Origin of the sequence: Acinetobacter sp. T_3_1 (assembly GCF_025377055.1) — a bacterium.
GTDB lineage: Bacteria > Pseudomonadota > Gammaproteobacteria > Pseudomonadales > Moraxellaceae > Acinetobacter > Acinetobacter kookii.
This window is the reverse complement of the sequence record NZ_JACHVD010000016.1, coordinates 51,143-66,234: the sequence shown is the minus strand read 5'-3', so window position 1 is coordinate 66,234 and position 15,092 is coordinate 51,143. Positions and strand designations below refer to the sequence as shown.

Below are 15,092 nucleotides of genomic sequence, written 5' to 3'. Positions count from 1 at the left end.
TAATCTATAGCGTCCTAAGCCGAATCGAGACCTTGTGGGTAAGTACTGCACTCACGTTGTACGCAACTGGCAGCAATCTACTCTTTTCGATCCCTTCACACCCTTGAGACATATATTAGCCAAAGAGATGCGGGATTAATTTCCTAAGATTTTGCATTTTTAATTATTTTTGGAATATTTTCCCGCTTTATTCAAATCTATAAAAAAATTTCCCAAATTGATGCAAAATACCGATTTTTATTGCGCAAAACTGACATGAACCGGAATATTTTCTCCATCTTCATGAACTGGAGTACTAAAACTTACCTTTCAGCTCCCTAGCCGCTATTTCTTCTTGGTCATTTCCGCCAGCAAATCCAGTTGAATTTCCTGAATTTTAGCCAAGCGATCCCACTGATGCATTAAAAGATGATCGAGTTTTTCATGTAAATGCCGAATCTCCAGTTCAGCTTTCAAGTTGACCTGATAATCATTTTGCGAACGCAAACGGTCTTTGGCTTCCTGCCGGTTTTGGCTCATCATGATTACGGGTGCCTGAATGGCGGCCAAACAGGACAGCATTAAATTTAATAAAATAAAGGGGTATGGATCTGCTGGATGTTTCACCATGATCACGGTATTGACCAAAATCCACAGCGCCAAGAAAATGGCAAAGCAGATCAAAAAGGTCCAGCTACCGCCGAAACTTGCAATTTTATCGGCCAGTTTTTCTCCAAAAGTCCAATTCTGATCGAGCTTGTTCTCTATATTTTTGCTGATCAGCTCATGCTGTTGCATACTGTTCAACACTTCATATTCCAGATCGGTGACTTCACCTTGTTCAGATTTTAATATGGACTGTACATACTGCATGCGGTATTTGGTTAAATCGGCTTGGCAGATAAAGTCGCCAGGTGACCACTGTGGAAAATCCTTTGAAATTTCCTCGGTAATGACTTTTCGAATTGTTCCGATCGGGATAAGGTTTTTTTTAGGAAAGCTTTTTTTGCAGACCAAGCATGTTTGACATTCTGTTTTTCCATTCATACCCCATACCTTCTGTTTTATCTCTATGCAATATGCCATGATGTGATGATGATTTCCGAGTCTAATCAACGCTTATTGATTTACATTTTGCCAGGGAAAGCTTGGTTTTAGATTAATTCAGTTCCATATTTTTAGATTAATTTTAAAGCAAGCATCCAGCAATTTTTAAGATGCATGTGCCACGCCCTATATACCTATAGCCGTTAAACCGTTATTCCGTTTATGGATGAATAAACAAAAATTTAAAGCAAAAACCAGCTTAAAATTTCACTGCCATTTACCGGACATAGAGCTGTTTCACATGGTGATTGATATAGGCATTTAGGCCATCGCCATACTGCGCCAGCTGTTTCATGTTTTCAATATGCTGATAGCCGGCACTGGCATAGCTATAGGTATAAATTTTTGAATTTTTCTTAAATTGAACACGAATAAACTCATTGCCAATTTCATAGTTGGCCACACAAGAGTCGTGGTTCAGATCAAGATAATGTTGCAATTAAGCCGCCCTAAACACAGTAAATATAAAGTTTAAGATGAGGGTGTATTGAGCATTTTTCAAACAATTCCCAATAATCAGTCCGTAGTTGAATGAGGAGCGATTTTTATTCGTTATTTATTCCTATCTATTTATATTTATTCAAAAAACTGACTTATGATTGAAACATTTTAGGGTTTCGCAGCGAAATTAATCATCAGCCCAATAAAAAAACTCCGCCAATCGGGCAGAGTTTTTCGGTTTCAGCTTTGAATTATTTTGTACAGCACTTGCTACAACCTTCCACTTTTTCTGTTGGCCAGTTCATTCTTGCGCGTTTATAGGCAAGTTCATAATTTGCAAAGTAGCCAATCAAAATCTGGTCATCCGATTTTGGCAGGTCTTCGCAGCCCAGTGTCGCATTGTGTATATAGTGTACGCCTTTAGCTGCAGGCTGTTCATCTACAATAAATTTGATCATTGATAGTTCCCCGAATAATTTTTATAAAGTTGAACCACAAACAAACCCATATAAAATTTATGGGTTTAATTCCATATTAAAATTATGCCTTTATTGAGTAAAAATCAATCACTAGTTTTGGTGATCTACATCTTTTTTTCATATTTTTTTATTTTTATATAAAACAGCAGCTTATTTCTCAATTCGATTTGATTGGGCAAAATCACGATAGAGCTTTCCGCAAGCTTATGAGTCGGGTAAGGCTAAGAAAAATAAACATTAGGAATAAAGAGCAGCCCACTCAAATGACCTCAACCTGATGCAAACCCATCCCCTATAGCACCGGACTATTGATAGTGTTCTGTTTCTTACGGCGTATCCAGCGTACAACCCACACCATCAACAGCAATACCACAATCACCACCAGTACAGGTACCAGCAGGGACAGGATCGAGAGTAAAAATGCCCCAATCCATTCCCCTGTAGACACCACAGGGTTGGCTATTCCACCCGTTGTTGCAGTCGATACGCCACGAACAGCCACCGTACTTAATTGAACTGCACTTGCGGTACCGCCACCGACAATAATCGCGGCTGCCCAGCTGGCAAACTGCGACATTTCTCCACTGCTCACTGCCATGGTTGCCAAGGTTCCGGCGATCATTGCTGCGGGTGTAGACACCGTGTCCAGGGCATTGTCTACCCAAGGAATATAATAAGCAGCAATTTCACTCAGCGTTGCAATACCTAAAGCCACGCAGACGGATGGCAGCGCCAGCCATTCAAAGCCTTGCATTGGTTCGAACCAGCCCATAAGGGATGCAATACTCATGACCAATAGCGGCACAAAGACACGAAAACCGCAGGCAGCACTTAAGCCCACACCTATGCATAAACCGAGTATTGTTTCCATGGGTTTTTCCTTTTATAGCTTGAATTTATTGCGGCGCTTTAAAATGAAAGTAACAAAAAAGCCCTATGGATGAATAGGGCTTTTGTTCAAAACAGAGGATAACTGTTTGATAGGTGCTGCTTAGGCAATCGCAATTTTATTGTTAAATTGATTGCCAAGGCATTTGGTACACGGTGGTAGACGATCAGTACCAATTTCTAAGTAGGTGCGGTGTCCGCATTTGACACAAAAATAGAAGCCTGTTCCGGGTTTAGAGCCAGCAGTAACCATTTTTGTTCTCCATAGGTTTTAGAAATGGTGAACCTAGTATACCCCTATCGTGATGATTGTCTATTGATCATTTCGACAAGTGATGTTGGCATAATTGCAAAAAATAATTTCAAATAGAAATTTTGACTTTTTTACAGAGATTTGTTGATCCAGTTTTCAACTTGCAGCCTGTCAACTCGCAAGAATTCATTTCTTAAAATGAGAAAAGCCCTACATGATAGGACTTGTTTTCAAAATTAAACAATAATAATTAAACTCAGCTTTCTTCTAAATATTAACTTCTTAACCATGTAACTAATTCATTAATACCTTGATAATCGCGGCATGCCACATTCAAACCATTATTCGTAACATCTTGCTTAAATCTAGCCCATTCACTCTCAGTTTTACTACCAGTTCCAAGATGCGCTTCTATAGCACCTTTTTTCCAAATCCAAATACCCTGAACTTTCATTTTTTCATGAAGTGATTCGATTAACGGTATTGCATCTGTTTCACAAGCTAAAATTTCAAAGGCTTTTGCAGCTGAAATAGTTGAATTTTTTTGAGGTAGTCCTGTATTAACATTTAAAGAAATACCTTTAATAGGCGCAATATTTTGAAAAATTGCTTTTAAATTAACTATATCATTATCATTTGATAAGAGGAAATTATGAGTAATTGCACCATTGAAACAATAATCAAGATCACATATTGCTTTAGCAGGTAAATCCATTTCAGCTAAAATAGCTAAGGATTTTTGCGTATCATTAACCCCGCTTTGTGCTACCAAAGCATGCTTCTCTTGCCCCATTGTCAAGTTAACAACTTTTTTAAATAAAAATGGTAACAACCTAAGTTCAGTTTTCCCTTCGGTTAAAACCACATTCTCAGCAAAAAGTAATTGAGTTGAATGAGTCAAATTAAATAGCTGTTCCATTTGGTGAGTTGAGTTTGGAACAACTGTTTGAATTGCATCCCCTAACCTTGTTCTTGAATAAGTTCCACTATTTTCATCCTTCCGAATTAATAATGTCTTTTCAGCATCTTCAGCTGTTATCATTTGTGCAGAATGTGTTGAAATAACAATTTGATAGCCATTTTGAGATAATTCAATTAATGCTTCTCTTACCTGCTCAATAGCAAAAGGGTGTAGATATAGTTCTGGTTCATCAATTAATAATAACGTAGTTGAAGTTTGATGATTATTCTGTCGTTTTATTTCAGCCAAATATTGAACTAATGCCATTTGTATTGAACGTTGTGCACCATGACCATAAGAAGAAAAATCACGGTCAGCCCCCTGTCCTTCTACAACTTTTAATGTTCCAGCTTTAATTAAATCATCAATTGAAGGTGTATCAAAATGAAGTTTAACGCTCATCCCAGGGAACAGATTATTAACTTTTCCATTAACCCCCTGATCAATATTTGCCAACTCTCCGAATCGCTGATTACCATTACAAGAAATTCTAGATGTAATTTCAGATAAATGTTGATTTAACTCTACTGCATGAGCTGTTTTTACAGGTTCTAAAAATTCTGCTAATAATTTCCCAATTGTTGTTGTCGTTTTTGCTTTTGATGCATCTTCAGCAGCATTTTCCATTGCACCTATTCTTATTGGTTCTGGCAATAGAGCATTTATTGCATTATCAAGCCCTGTTGGATTTGGAACCCAATCCGCAATACTAGCATCCCATACATAAAGTTTAACTTCCGCCACTTTTACATTAGGTTGCTCCTGAAAACGCCTTATTTTAAGTTTTTCACTATCAACATAACTTTGTATTGATGTTCTTTGATTTTGAGGCAAATTATTTAGTAATTGCTGAGTAATGCCTTCAATTGTTGCAATTACCTCTATCGGCTGCGACTTATCATAGAAATCTTTATCTGAGAGACTGACCCGTCTTATGAGCCATTGAATAGCCGAAAGACAATTTGACTTACCCGCATTATTATACCCAACCAAAGGAGTAAACTCTGATAGTAATAAAGTTGTATTCATACATGATTTAAAATTTTTAATTATTACTTCACTTATTTTGTGCATTTTTTCTCTGATTAATAAAAACCCCACTCGAAAGTAGGGTCTTTTTACAATAATATCAACAACTTTTAGACTAAATCATCAAGCCACATTCCCTTCCAAGAAGTCCTGTGCAAAGCGTTGCAATACACCGCCTGCTTCATAAACAGAAACTTCTTCTTCGGTATCCAGACGGCAGGTGACAGGCACTTCCACAATCTGGTTTTTGCCATCCTCAGTTGCACGCTCAATCACCAAGGTCAAGGTCGAACGTGGCGCAATATTACCCACTACGCTATACAGCTCGGTACCATCCAGCTTTAAAGTCTTGCGGTTCGTACCCGGTTTAAACTCAAGCGGCAACACGCCCATACCGACTAGGTTAGTCCGGTGAATACGCTCAAAACCTTCCGCCACAATCGCTTCCACACCGGCAAGACGCACACCTTTAGCCGCCCAGTCACGGCTAGACCCCTGACCATAGTCCGCACCCGCAATAATGATTAGCGGTTGCTTACGGTTCATGTAAGTTTCAATCGCTTCCCACATACGCATTACTTCACCTTCCGGCTCCACACGCGCTTTCGAACCCTGCTTGATGGTACCGTCAGCACGAACCACCATTTCATTGAACAGTTTCGGGTTAGCTAAAGTCGCACGCTGTGCAGTCAAGTGGTCACCACGGTGCGTTGCATAGGAGTTAAAGTCTTCCTCAGGTACGCCCATTTTGTGCAGATATTCACCCGCAGCCGAATCCATAATAATCGCATTCGATGGCGATAAATGGTCGGTAGTGATGTTATCCGGCAAAATCGCCAGAGGACGCATATTAGTCAAGGTACGCGGTGCAGCCAAAGCCCCTTCCCAATACGGTGGACGGCGGATATAAGTACTTTGCGGACGCCAGACATATAGTGGACTTGCCGCTTTTTCACGTTCGCCCAAGTCAAACATTGGAATGTAGACTTTCTTAAATTGCTCCGGTTTTACCGCAACTTTTACCAGCGCATCAATTTCTTCATCCGATGGCCAGATGTCTTTTAAGTAAACTGGATTGCCGTCTTTATCGTTGCCAAGTTCATCTTTTTCGATGTCAAAACGAATGGTTCCGGCAATCGCATAAGCCACAACTAAAGGTGGAGAAGCCAGGAATGCCTGTTTCGCATAAGGATGGATACGGCCATCGAAGTTACGGTTACCTGAAAGTACCGCAGTGGCATACAGGTCACGGTCGATTATTTCTTGCTGAATTTTTGGATCTAGCGCACCCGACATGCCGTTACAGGTGGTACATGCATAAGCCACGATACCAAAACCAAGTTTTTCCAGATCGTGCAATACGCCTGCTTCTTCAAGGTACAGTGCAGCGGCTTTAGAACCCGGTGCAAAAGAAGATTTAACCCAAGGTTTACGGGTTAGGCCCAACTCGTTTGCCTTACGTGCCAATAAACCTGCTGCTACCGTGTTACGCGGGTTAGAGGTATTGGTACAAGAGGTAATCGCCGCGATAATCACCGCGCCATCCGGCATTAAGCCTTCTGCTTCTTGCGCACGAGCCGCTTCCAAATTGCCTGCAATGCCTTTTTCTTTCAGGTCTGCCGTTGATACACGTGCATGCGGGTTTGACGGACCGGCAATGTTACGGGTTACGGTCGATAGGTCGAAACGGAGTACACGTGGATATTCCGCCTGTTTCATGTCTGAAGCCCAAAGACCAATTTCTTTAGCATATTGTTCAACCAGTTTCACCTGATCTGCTTCGCGACCGGTTAAAGTCAGATAATCAATGGTGTTCTGGTCAATATAGAACATCGCCGCAGTTGCGCCATATTCAGGGGTCATGTTGGAAATGGTGGCACGGTCGCCTACAGACATGCTGTCGGCACCTTCACCGAAGAATTCCAGGTACGCGCCCACGACACGTTCTTTACGCAGGAACTCCGTTAATGCCAATACGATATCGGTTGCGGTAATGCCCGGCTTGCGCTGACCTACCAGTTCCACACCAATAATGTCCGGTAGACGCATCCATGATGCACGGCCGAGCATCACGTTTTCTGCTTCCAGGCCACCCACGCCCACGGAAATTACGCCCAGCGCATCGGTATGTGGCGTATGCGAGTCTGTACCGACACAGGTATCCGGGAATGCCACGCCGTCACGCTTTTGAATCACCGGAGACATTTTCTCCAGGTTAATCTGGTGCATGATGCCGTTACCCGCAGGAATCACATCGACATTTTCAAATGCAGTTTTGGTCCATTCAATAAAGTGGAAACGGTCTTCATTACGACGGTCTTCCACTTCGCGGTTTTTACGGAACGCATCCGGGTCAAAACCTCCATATTCCACCGCTAAAGAGTGGTCAACGATCAGCTGAGTTGGAACGACCGGATTGACTTTAGACGGGTCACCGCCCTGGTCGGCAATCGCATCACGGAGGCCAGCAAGGTCCACCAGTGCGGTTTGCCCCAAAATGTCGTGACACACCACACGTGCCGGATACCAAGGAAAATCGTGGTCTTGCTTACGTTCAATCAGCTGACGTAAAGACTGTTCCAGAATGGCAGGCTCACAACGGCGTACCAGCTGCTCGGCAAGTACTTTTGAGGTATAGGGAAGTTTTGCATATGCGCCTGGCTGAATATCTTCTACGGCTTGGCGTACGTCATAATATTCGAGCTGGGTACCTTGCAGCGGTTTACGGTAGTTGTTGTTCATAGCTTACCTGCCTCTTGAATCACTTTTTCTTGACTACGTAATTGTTGTTGACGAGTTACAATCGGTTCAACGGCATAGTACACTGCCGAAAAGCCATTTCCCAAATCTTTTATATTTCATAAACTTAGATATAAAAACAGGTGTTTTAGAAATATATTGTTACACATTTTTTAAGATATTTGCTCTAATCGTGCTTTTTTTGGAAAAATAGCAGGAAATAGGCCTCATTCTTTAGTATTAGATATACCTAAGCGAATAAAAAACAAGCGTCCATTGTGCGATTTATGTTGATGTTAAACAGTCTGTCATCACTTAAAAAATTAAGTTTTTCTAAACTATTATCTATCAAACTTAAGCATTAAAAATTACATAAACTTTGATCATAAATACTTATATTTATTAGATATTTTTACAATTATTATGTTTCAGCCATCCAGATTCCCCTATAATCAAGCCTTTCTTAAGAATTTAATTATTGTTCAATAAAAAAAACCTCATTACAAAAAAACCAAAGAAGGTGAAATAAAATGTTGCAAATAGCCATTATTGGAATCATCACTGTGGGTTTGGCAGTTTTGATCTCCAGTTGGTATGGAGCTCAACATCCATCCAGCCCATCGCATCCAGCCCATCCACCACATCACTCTAACCCATCCCAGCCATTCAACCCGTCACACCCTTCTCACCCTAATTCCGAAGCATCTGATTCAGTGATTAGCAACCCGCCCTTATTACCCAAAAATGCCAAGGGCAAACACGAACTTGTTGTTACTTATAAACTCAATAAGCTCTATAACCCCAATACGAAAGTATGGAATCCAGTTCTCTTGCGAGGCTATTTAACCAACCCCAGCTTATTGAATAAAAAACAAGAGGGGGATTACGTTAACGATCTCTTGGTGGGACCACAAATTCGTATCAAACAAGGTGAAACTCTGAATCTGAACGTAAATAACCAGCTTCCAGCCGAATCGGAAGAAACCTGTCCTCATCATGTAGAGAATATCAACAATCCAAATTGCTTCAATACCACCAACATTCATACGCATGGGTTCTGGGTCACTCCTCAAGGTAACGGTGATAATGTCTTCGTAAGAATTGCCCCACAAGAAAAATTTGATTATCAGTATAAAATTGAAAAAAACCATCCTGCTGGAACCTTTTGGTATCATGCTCACGTGCACGGCTCAACAGCGATTCAAGTCTCCAGCGGTATGGCCGGTCCACTCATTGTTGAAGGTTCCAGAGTGCCAAAATATAAACAAGGCAAAATCACCGAAACTGGAGATATGGATATTCTGTGGAAAGATAAAGCCAAAAACAGCGATTCGAATGAAAAAATCCTGTTATTTCAACAAATTCAATACAGATGCAACGCTTCAGACGGCACCCTTACCAATCCCGATAATTGTGTAGGGATAGGGATACTGGAAGATTATGTTAATTCCGGCCTGAATTCTCCGGCCACGTGGGGAGCGGATAAATATCACACCTCCATCAATGGCAAAGTTTTAGGCGAGATGAAAGCAGAGCAGAATGAATTTAATCGTTGGCGCATGATTCATGGCGGTGTTCGAGATACCATCGGTTTAATGATTAAAGAACTTCCTGAATCTAAAAACTATACTGCCGAACAAACCATTCAGGCCTGTTCATCTTATCAAGAAAAAAACCAGAAAGAGGCGTTTGATCGCCTGAAAAGTTTACAGGTCAACACCATTGCCCAAGATGGTTTGACCATGAATCATGTACAAACCCGAACACTCTCTGTATTCCATCCGGGTTACCGTCAAGATGCCATGGTTGCCTTCCCGACCAGCAATAAATACTGTATTTATGACACAGTGTTAAATGTGGATGACCAAATCAATTCAGCATTACCCGACCAAATCCAGCCCCAACTCGCACCGAATAACCCTTTAAACGCACAACTGATTGGATGGGTCAATGTCAAAGCCAGCAAACAGCCAGCACAAACAGCAGCCCAGTTTCTGCAAGCACAGGCGAAAAAAATTGGTTTAAACAAAGAGATTCAAGCTCAGCTCTCACAACTCAATCTTTCAGCATTTGCGGATCACGCCTCACTGATGACCCCGGAAATCGATCAACAGGTTGCGGCAAGACCAACTCAATTTAATTCATTTATTATCAGTGGTTTTGGCTCCCCTGGAGGCCCTAAATTTGGCTTCAGCCATGATATAAACAACCCAACCAGCTCTCTTAGTTTTGGAGATCTGTTTGAAGGTCCGGGCTCTATTAATGGCCATTATGTGCGTCAATTACAAGTTGGAGCAACAGATGAGTGGGAACTCAGAAGTATAGTCGGCGGGCATCCATTCCATATTCACATCAACCCGTTCCAAATTGTCAAAATTTTAGATCCTGATGGTGTTGATGTCAGTGTTGCCGACAATGAGGTTAAAGATGAAACAGGTGGCGTGGTTGATGCCCAATACCGTGGTTTAAAAGGTGTATTCAAAGACACCATCTTTGTGAAACCGGGCGGCTATCGTATCATCCTTAGATCACACTATAAAAAATTTGAAGGTGATTTTGTTCAGCACTGCCATATTCTGGATCATGAAGATCAGGGCATGATGGAATTTGTCCGCATCTGTGGTGACAAGTTTGACTGTAATACTCCACCACCAGTACATCACTGACCTGAAGTATCCTGTTTAATCTTGCGAGCCCATAGCAATATGGGCTTTTTGTTTGCCTATCTGTCTTGCTTGCTGCAAAATATCTGCATTAACAATTTGTGAAATTTACCCAGAGGCTGGTCATGGCAACGTCTACTGCTTTTACGCTATTCACTTTAAATGGTGTAGATGCGCAAAAATTCCTTCAAGGTCAGGTCACTTTAAATACTGAAGCTTTGGCAGAAAACCTGACTCGCTATACCGCGATCTGTAGTTTAAAAGGACGTATCCAGTTTGGCTTATGGCTAAAAAAAATCAATCCGGAAAGTTTTGAAATTGTGGTCACTGCCGATCAGGCTGAAGAATTTGCCAAACACATTAAAAAGTTTGGTGCTTTTTCAAAAATGAAACTGGAACAAGTCGGCCAAGTTTACCCTACCCTCAATGGCGCCAGTACTGACTTTTCCGCAAACGAAACCGATATCGCCGCTTGGCAGCTTCAAGCGATTGAAGCCGGTCAAGCCTGGATTGAAGCAACCACCGCTCAAGAATTCCAGCCGCAAGAACTGCGTTTGCATCAGCGTGAAGGCGTACATTACGACAAGGGCTGCTATTTGGGTCAGGAAATTATTGCGCGTCTGTGGTTTAAGGCAAAACCAAAACACTGGCTGCATTTGGTTCAAGGAACAGGTGATGCCCCTGCCGCTGCAACCCAACTGAATAATGATGTTGAAGTGGTCAATAGCATTGCTGTTGATGGCGGTTATAAGGCATTGGTCGTGGCTAAACCGGAAGCATTGGCTGAATTAGGGCTGCAAGTGTTAGATTTGCCTGAAGCCTTAAATGGCGATGTGGCGCGTCCACAATAAATTCTAAAGATTAAACCTCATAAAAAAGCCTCCAACAATGGAGGCTTTTGATTGATTAAAAACCATGAAACAGCTTGTTCATGTCTTTGCAGACATATTCTTTAAATGAATAATCGCGCGCATGCTTGGCATCAAATTTTGCTTCAATTTCACCTTTTTTAAAGATATAGACACGGTCCTCTTTGCTGACCAAATATTCAGCCCCCAGTTTCATCAGCAATGCGTCAATTTTTTCTTCTTCAGCAATCGTACTGTCAAGATTGACTCGATCATAGGCCCGTTTAATCGCTTTAATGAACATTCATCTACTCACACATTAATTCAGTCGCGATTTAAACAAAGATTGGCTTAAAAACAAAGTACCGTTTCGCCACGGCATATTTTCATCTGTTTTTTATCTGTGCCTGGACTTGAAGGTTTTCAATTTATTAGACACAAGACAATTGATATACAAAGCATTCAAATCGCTTAAGCTGGGTTTAAGATTGTCCGCACAGAATTCCTCCAGTAATGATTATGTAAATATCGATGAAATCTTATTGCAATGCACACATCATGTATTTACATTCGCATAAATAAACTTATGATGTTGTATGAAGTGGTCCACATTCATTTTAAACACATAAATGGAATTATGTGCATGTTTATAAAAGGTTTTTAAAAATATGAAAAAAATTATACTTGCCGGCCTTATCGCTTTATCTTCAAATTTCGCAATGGCTGAAATGGCAACCACTTCGGTTGATCCGGCCTTTGCCAAAATAGAAACCCTGGTCAAAGCCAACAATATGAAAGGTGCTTATCAGGAACTGGATAAATTAGCCAAAACAGGAAATGCCCAGGCACTTTATAATCTGGCCTACCTGACCCAAACCGGACAGGGAACTGCCAAAGATGAGAAAAAAGCCGTCAAGCTGTATCAGGAATCTGCAAACAAAGGCTATCCGGTAGCAAACTATGTATTGGGTAAAAACCACATCACCGGGACTTTAGGCCTTCCTCAGGACACTAAAAAAGCCAAACAGTATTTAGAAAAAGCGTCTAAGCAAGGCTTCGATGATGCCAGTGTCGATTTAGCCGTATTACTGTTTTCTGAAGGTACACCCGCATCAGATAAACTGGCTTTGCAAAAACTAGATCCGCTGATCAAAAAAGGCAATTATCAGGCCATTCATGCCAAAGCCTTATATGACATCAGTCAGGGTTTTAAAAACAAAAACGAAGCCCCGATTAAGCAAGGCTTACAGAGCATTCAGGATCTGGCCCAAAAAGGTTATATTCCCGCTTTAATGGCTGTGGGCAACATGTTTGCAAACGGTAAAATCGTTCCGCAAAACCTGCCTGAAGCGAAAAAGATTTTTGAGGCTTTAGCCAAAGAAAATGTCCCGCAAGCCAAAGAATCTTTAGCTGTGGTGGATAAAATGATTGCCGAACAGGCCAAAAATCCGCCTAAAGAAGCAAAGAAAAGCTAAGCGCCAAGATGTTTTAAAAGCCCCAGAATCCGGGGCTTTTTTATAGCGGTTCTTTTGTGATCCAGGCTGAGCGTAAAAATTTTAAGCCCACCAGACACTAATTAACACACTCACCACAATGAATCCTAAAATGGTGCTCATCAATAAAGGCGTTAAAGTTTTTTCATTTAAACCATAAGCCTGACCTAACATGGCAAAAATGGTCGGCATAGGCAAAGCGGCAATAATGGTTCCGGCATAGACCATCTCCTGACTCACATTGGTGAAATAACTCAACCCCAGAAACATCAGCAAAGGCATAATCAGGTTGCTGGAAATCACCAGATAAAAGCTTTGTACATTTACGTACTTCAGCGTCAGCCCCACAATTCCCCCACCAATCGAGAACAAGGCCAGAGGCGACGCGGTTTGTCCGATCATGGCCAAAACCTGATCCAGCTGCCGAGGAATTTCAATCTGGAAAATGGCACAGGCCATCCCCAGCATGACGCCCATAAACAAAGGGTTTTTCAATAAAGTGACCACTGTACTCTGGAGAATCTGGGCAAAATTGGCCTGTTGCGAGCTTCCCAGTTCAGCCAGAATCAGCACTGCCGGAATAAGCAGCACACTTTCAATGATCACGACCAAAGAGGTATAGGTCATCGCTTTTTGCCCCAGCAACAAAGACAATACCGCAGTACCAATGAGTCCGGTATTCGACATTGCCGCACCCAGCGACAGAACCGAAGACTGTGAACGGTTATTTTTAAAATAATGTGAAACAATAAAAAAAGCTGTCACATATAAAATAAGAGTCACGCCGCTATAGACAAAGAAGTATTGGGGATACCAGATTTCATGCAAATCTTTTGACGCAAGCGACTGTAAAAACAAGGCAGGCAAAGCAATTTTAATAGCAAAAGCACCAACGCTATTGAGCTGTACCTTGCTTAAAAGTTGCCATTTTACCGAGAGATAACCGAAGGCCAATAAGAAAAAGATCGGCACGATGACCGAAAAGACCATATGGAATTTGTCCTTTCAATAAATAAAATTACCTGATCAGACCCTGATGGATCAGAGTCCGAGCATTAAAATGTTCAAGCGAAATATCGGGATGGAGTATTAAAAAGCACGAAACAATGCTTTTAACCCATGCGGCTGACAACGCAAATATTGCGGTGCAATTTGAATATTTTCACCCAATTCTGCTGCAGCATGCCATGGCCAGCGCGGGTCATACAGCATAGCACGTGCTAGAGCAATTGCGTCAGCTTGCTGATAATGCAAAATCCCTTCGGCCTGCATCGCTTCTGTAATCAAACCCACGGCAATCACCGGGATATTGACTGTTTTCTTGATGGCTTCAGCAAAGGGCACCTGATACCCTGGTTGTAGCTCAATTTTCTGTTGGGCATGCAAGCCACCACTCGACACATGAATATATACGGCGCCCAATTGCTCTAAAGCTTTGGACAGACCGATTGAAGATTCGATATCCCAACTGTCCTGCCCCTCCATCCAGTCCGTTGCAGAAATACGCACGCCTATAGGATAACCTTCAGGAACTGCATTCTTCATGGCCTGAAAAACTTCCAGCGTTAAGCGAATACGGTTCTCGAAACTGCCGCCATATTCGTCCTGACGCTGATTCGATAACGGCGACATAAATTGATGCAGCAAATAGCCATGGGCTGCATGTACTTCAATCAGGTCAAACCCGGCATCTACCGCACGCTTGGCCGCATTAGCAAAGTCTTGAATCACTTGCCGGATTTCATCTTTACTCAGCGCATGTGGCGGGTGATCAGTCGGATTAAACGGCAAATCACTGGCAGAAACTGTTTGCCAGCCATGAGTCTCTTCCGGCTTAAATTGGCCTTTTCCATTCCAGGGTTTATCGGTAGAAGATTTACGCCCTGCGTGTGCCAGTTGTACTGCAAAAGGCATAGGCGAAAGTGTCTTTATTTTTGTCAGCAATGCCTTAATCTGATCACGCTGGGTATCATTCCACAGCCCCAAATCGGCATAACTGATCCGCCCTTCATCTTGCACTGCTGTTGCTTCAACAATACATAAACCTGCACCAGACAAGGCATAATTGGCCCATTGCTGTTCATGCCAATAAGTCACTTCGCCCTGTTCTGTTGCCGAATACTGGCACATTGGAGCAATCACAATTTTATTGCTCAGTTTTAATGAACCAAACTGAATCGGTTGAAATAATAACGCCACGCTTGGCCCCCTC

At 41.9% G+C, this 15,092-nt stretch carries 13 protein-coding genes; 3 read left to right on the top strand and 10 right to left on the bottom strand.

Annotated features, from left to right (window positions below; genetic code table 11):
* Positions 1-324 precede the first annotated feature (324 nt).
* The 7 genes from H4I94_RS13315 to acnD all read right to left on the bottom strand — a co-directional run bounded on the left by H4I94_RS13315 (position 325) and on the right by acnD (position 7,879).
* Positions 325-1,026: a DUF1003 domain-containing protein gene (locus tag H4I94_RS13315; protein ID WP_261183404.1), complete on the bottom strand. Its 702-nt coding sequence runs from the start codon at positions 1,024-1,026 to the stop codon at positions 325-327.
* 277 nt (positions 1,027-1,303) lie between these two features.
* On the bottom strand, positions 1,304-1,525 hold the full coding sequence (locus tag H4I94_RS13310) for a hypothetical protein (protein WP_261183403.1): 222 nt from the start codon (positions 1,523-1,525) through the stop codon (positions 1,304-1,306).
* A gap of 253 nt (positions 1,526-1,778) precedes the next feature.
* A complete protein-coding gene (locus H4I94_RS13305; protein WP_131272660.1) occupies positions 1,779-1,985 on the bottom strand; it encodes a hypothetical protein in 207 nt (68 codons plus the stop codon).
* Between the two features lie 313 nt (positions 1,986-2,298).
* A complete protein-coding gene (locus H4I94_RS13300) occupies positions 2,299-2,877 on the bottom strand; it encodes a DUF4126 domain-containing protein (protein ID WP_261183402.1) in 579 nt (192 codons plus the stop codon).
* A 120-nt stretch (positions 2,878-2,997) separates the two neighbouring features.
* Entirely contained in the window at positions 2,998-3,147 is a 150-nt protein-coding gene (locus tag H4I94_RS13295; protein WP_086198845.1) for a zinc ribbon-containing protein, read from the bottom strand.
* 274 nt (positions 3,148-3,421) lie between these two features.
* Positions 3,422-5,182, bottom strand: coding sequence for an ATP-dependent nuclease (locus H4I94_RS13290; protein WP_086198846.1), 1,761 nt, complete (start codon positions 5,180-5,182; stop codon positions 3,422-3,424).
* A 78-nt stretch (positions 5,183-5,260) separates the two neighbouring features.
* On the bottom strand, positions 5,261-7,879 hold the full coding sequence (gene acnD / locus H4I94_RS13285; RefSeq protein ID WP_261183401.1) for a Fe/S-dependent 2-methylisocitrate dehydratase AcnD: 2,619 nt from the start codon (positions 7,877-7,879) through the stop codon (positions 5,261-5,263).
* A 527-nt stretch (positions 7,880-8,406) separates the two neighbouring features.
* On the opposite strand from acnD, the gene H4I94_RS13280 reads away from it, so the two are divergent.
* Positions 8,407-10,542, top strand: a complete 2,136-nt coding sequence (locus H4I94_RS13280) for a multicopper oxidase family protein (protein ID WP_261183400.1) — start codon at positions 8,407-8,409, stop codon at positions 10,540-10,542.
* Between the two features lie 122 nt (positions 10,543-10,664).
* Positions 10,665-11,390, top strand: a complete 726-nt coding sequence (locus H4I94_RS13275; protein WP_261183398.1) for a YgfZ/GcvT domain-containing protein — start codon at positions 10,665-10,667, stop codon at positions 11,388-11,390.
* A 55-nt stretch (positions 11,391-11,445) separates the two neighbouring features.
* On the opposite strand, the gene H4I94_RS13270 is transcribed toward H4I94_RS13275, so the two are convergent.
* Positions 11,446-11,691, bottom strand: a complete 246-nt coding sequence (locus H4I94_RS13270; protein WP_261183397.1) for a hypothetical protein — start codon at positions 11,689-11,691, stop codon at positions 11,446-11,448.
* Between the two features lie 364 nt (positions 11,692-12,055).
* On the opposite strand from H4I94_RS13270, the gene H4I94_RS13265 reads away from it, so the two are divergent.
* The gene (locus H4I94_RS13265; RefSeq protein WP_261183396.1) at positions 12,056-12,862 is read left to right on the top strand and encodes a tetratricopeptide repeat protein; all 807 of its coding nucleotides are present in this window, start codon (positions 12,056-12,058) and stop codon (positions 12,860-12,862) included.
* Positions 12,863-12,943: 81 nt separating this feature from the next.
* Here H4I94_RS13265 and H4I94_RS13260 read toward each other — a convergent pair whose 3' ends face one another.
* Both H4I94_RS13260 and H4I94_RS13255 read right to left on the bottom strand, forming a co-directional pair.
* Positions 12,944-13,870, bottom strand: coding sequence for an AEC family transporter (locus H4I94_RS13260; protein WP_261183395.1), 927 nt, complete (start codon positions 13,868-13,870; stop codon positions 12,944-12,946).
* A gap of 99 nt (positions 13,871-13,969) precedes the next feature.
* Entirely contained in the window at positions 13,970-15,079 is a 1,110-nt protein-coding gene (locus H4I94_RS13255) for an NADH:flavin oxidoreductase/NADH oxidase (RefSeq protein ID WP_092820388.1), read from the bottom strand.
* Between the last annotated feature and the right edge of the window lie 13 nt (positions 15,080-15,092).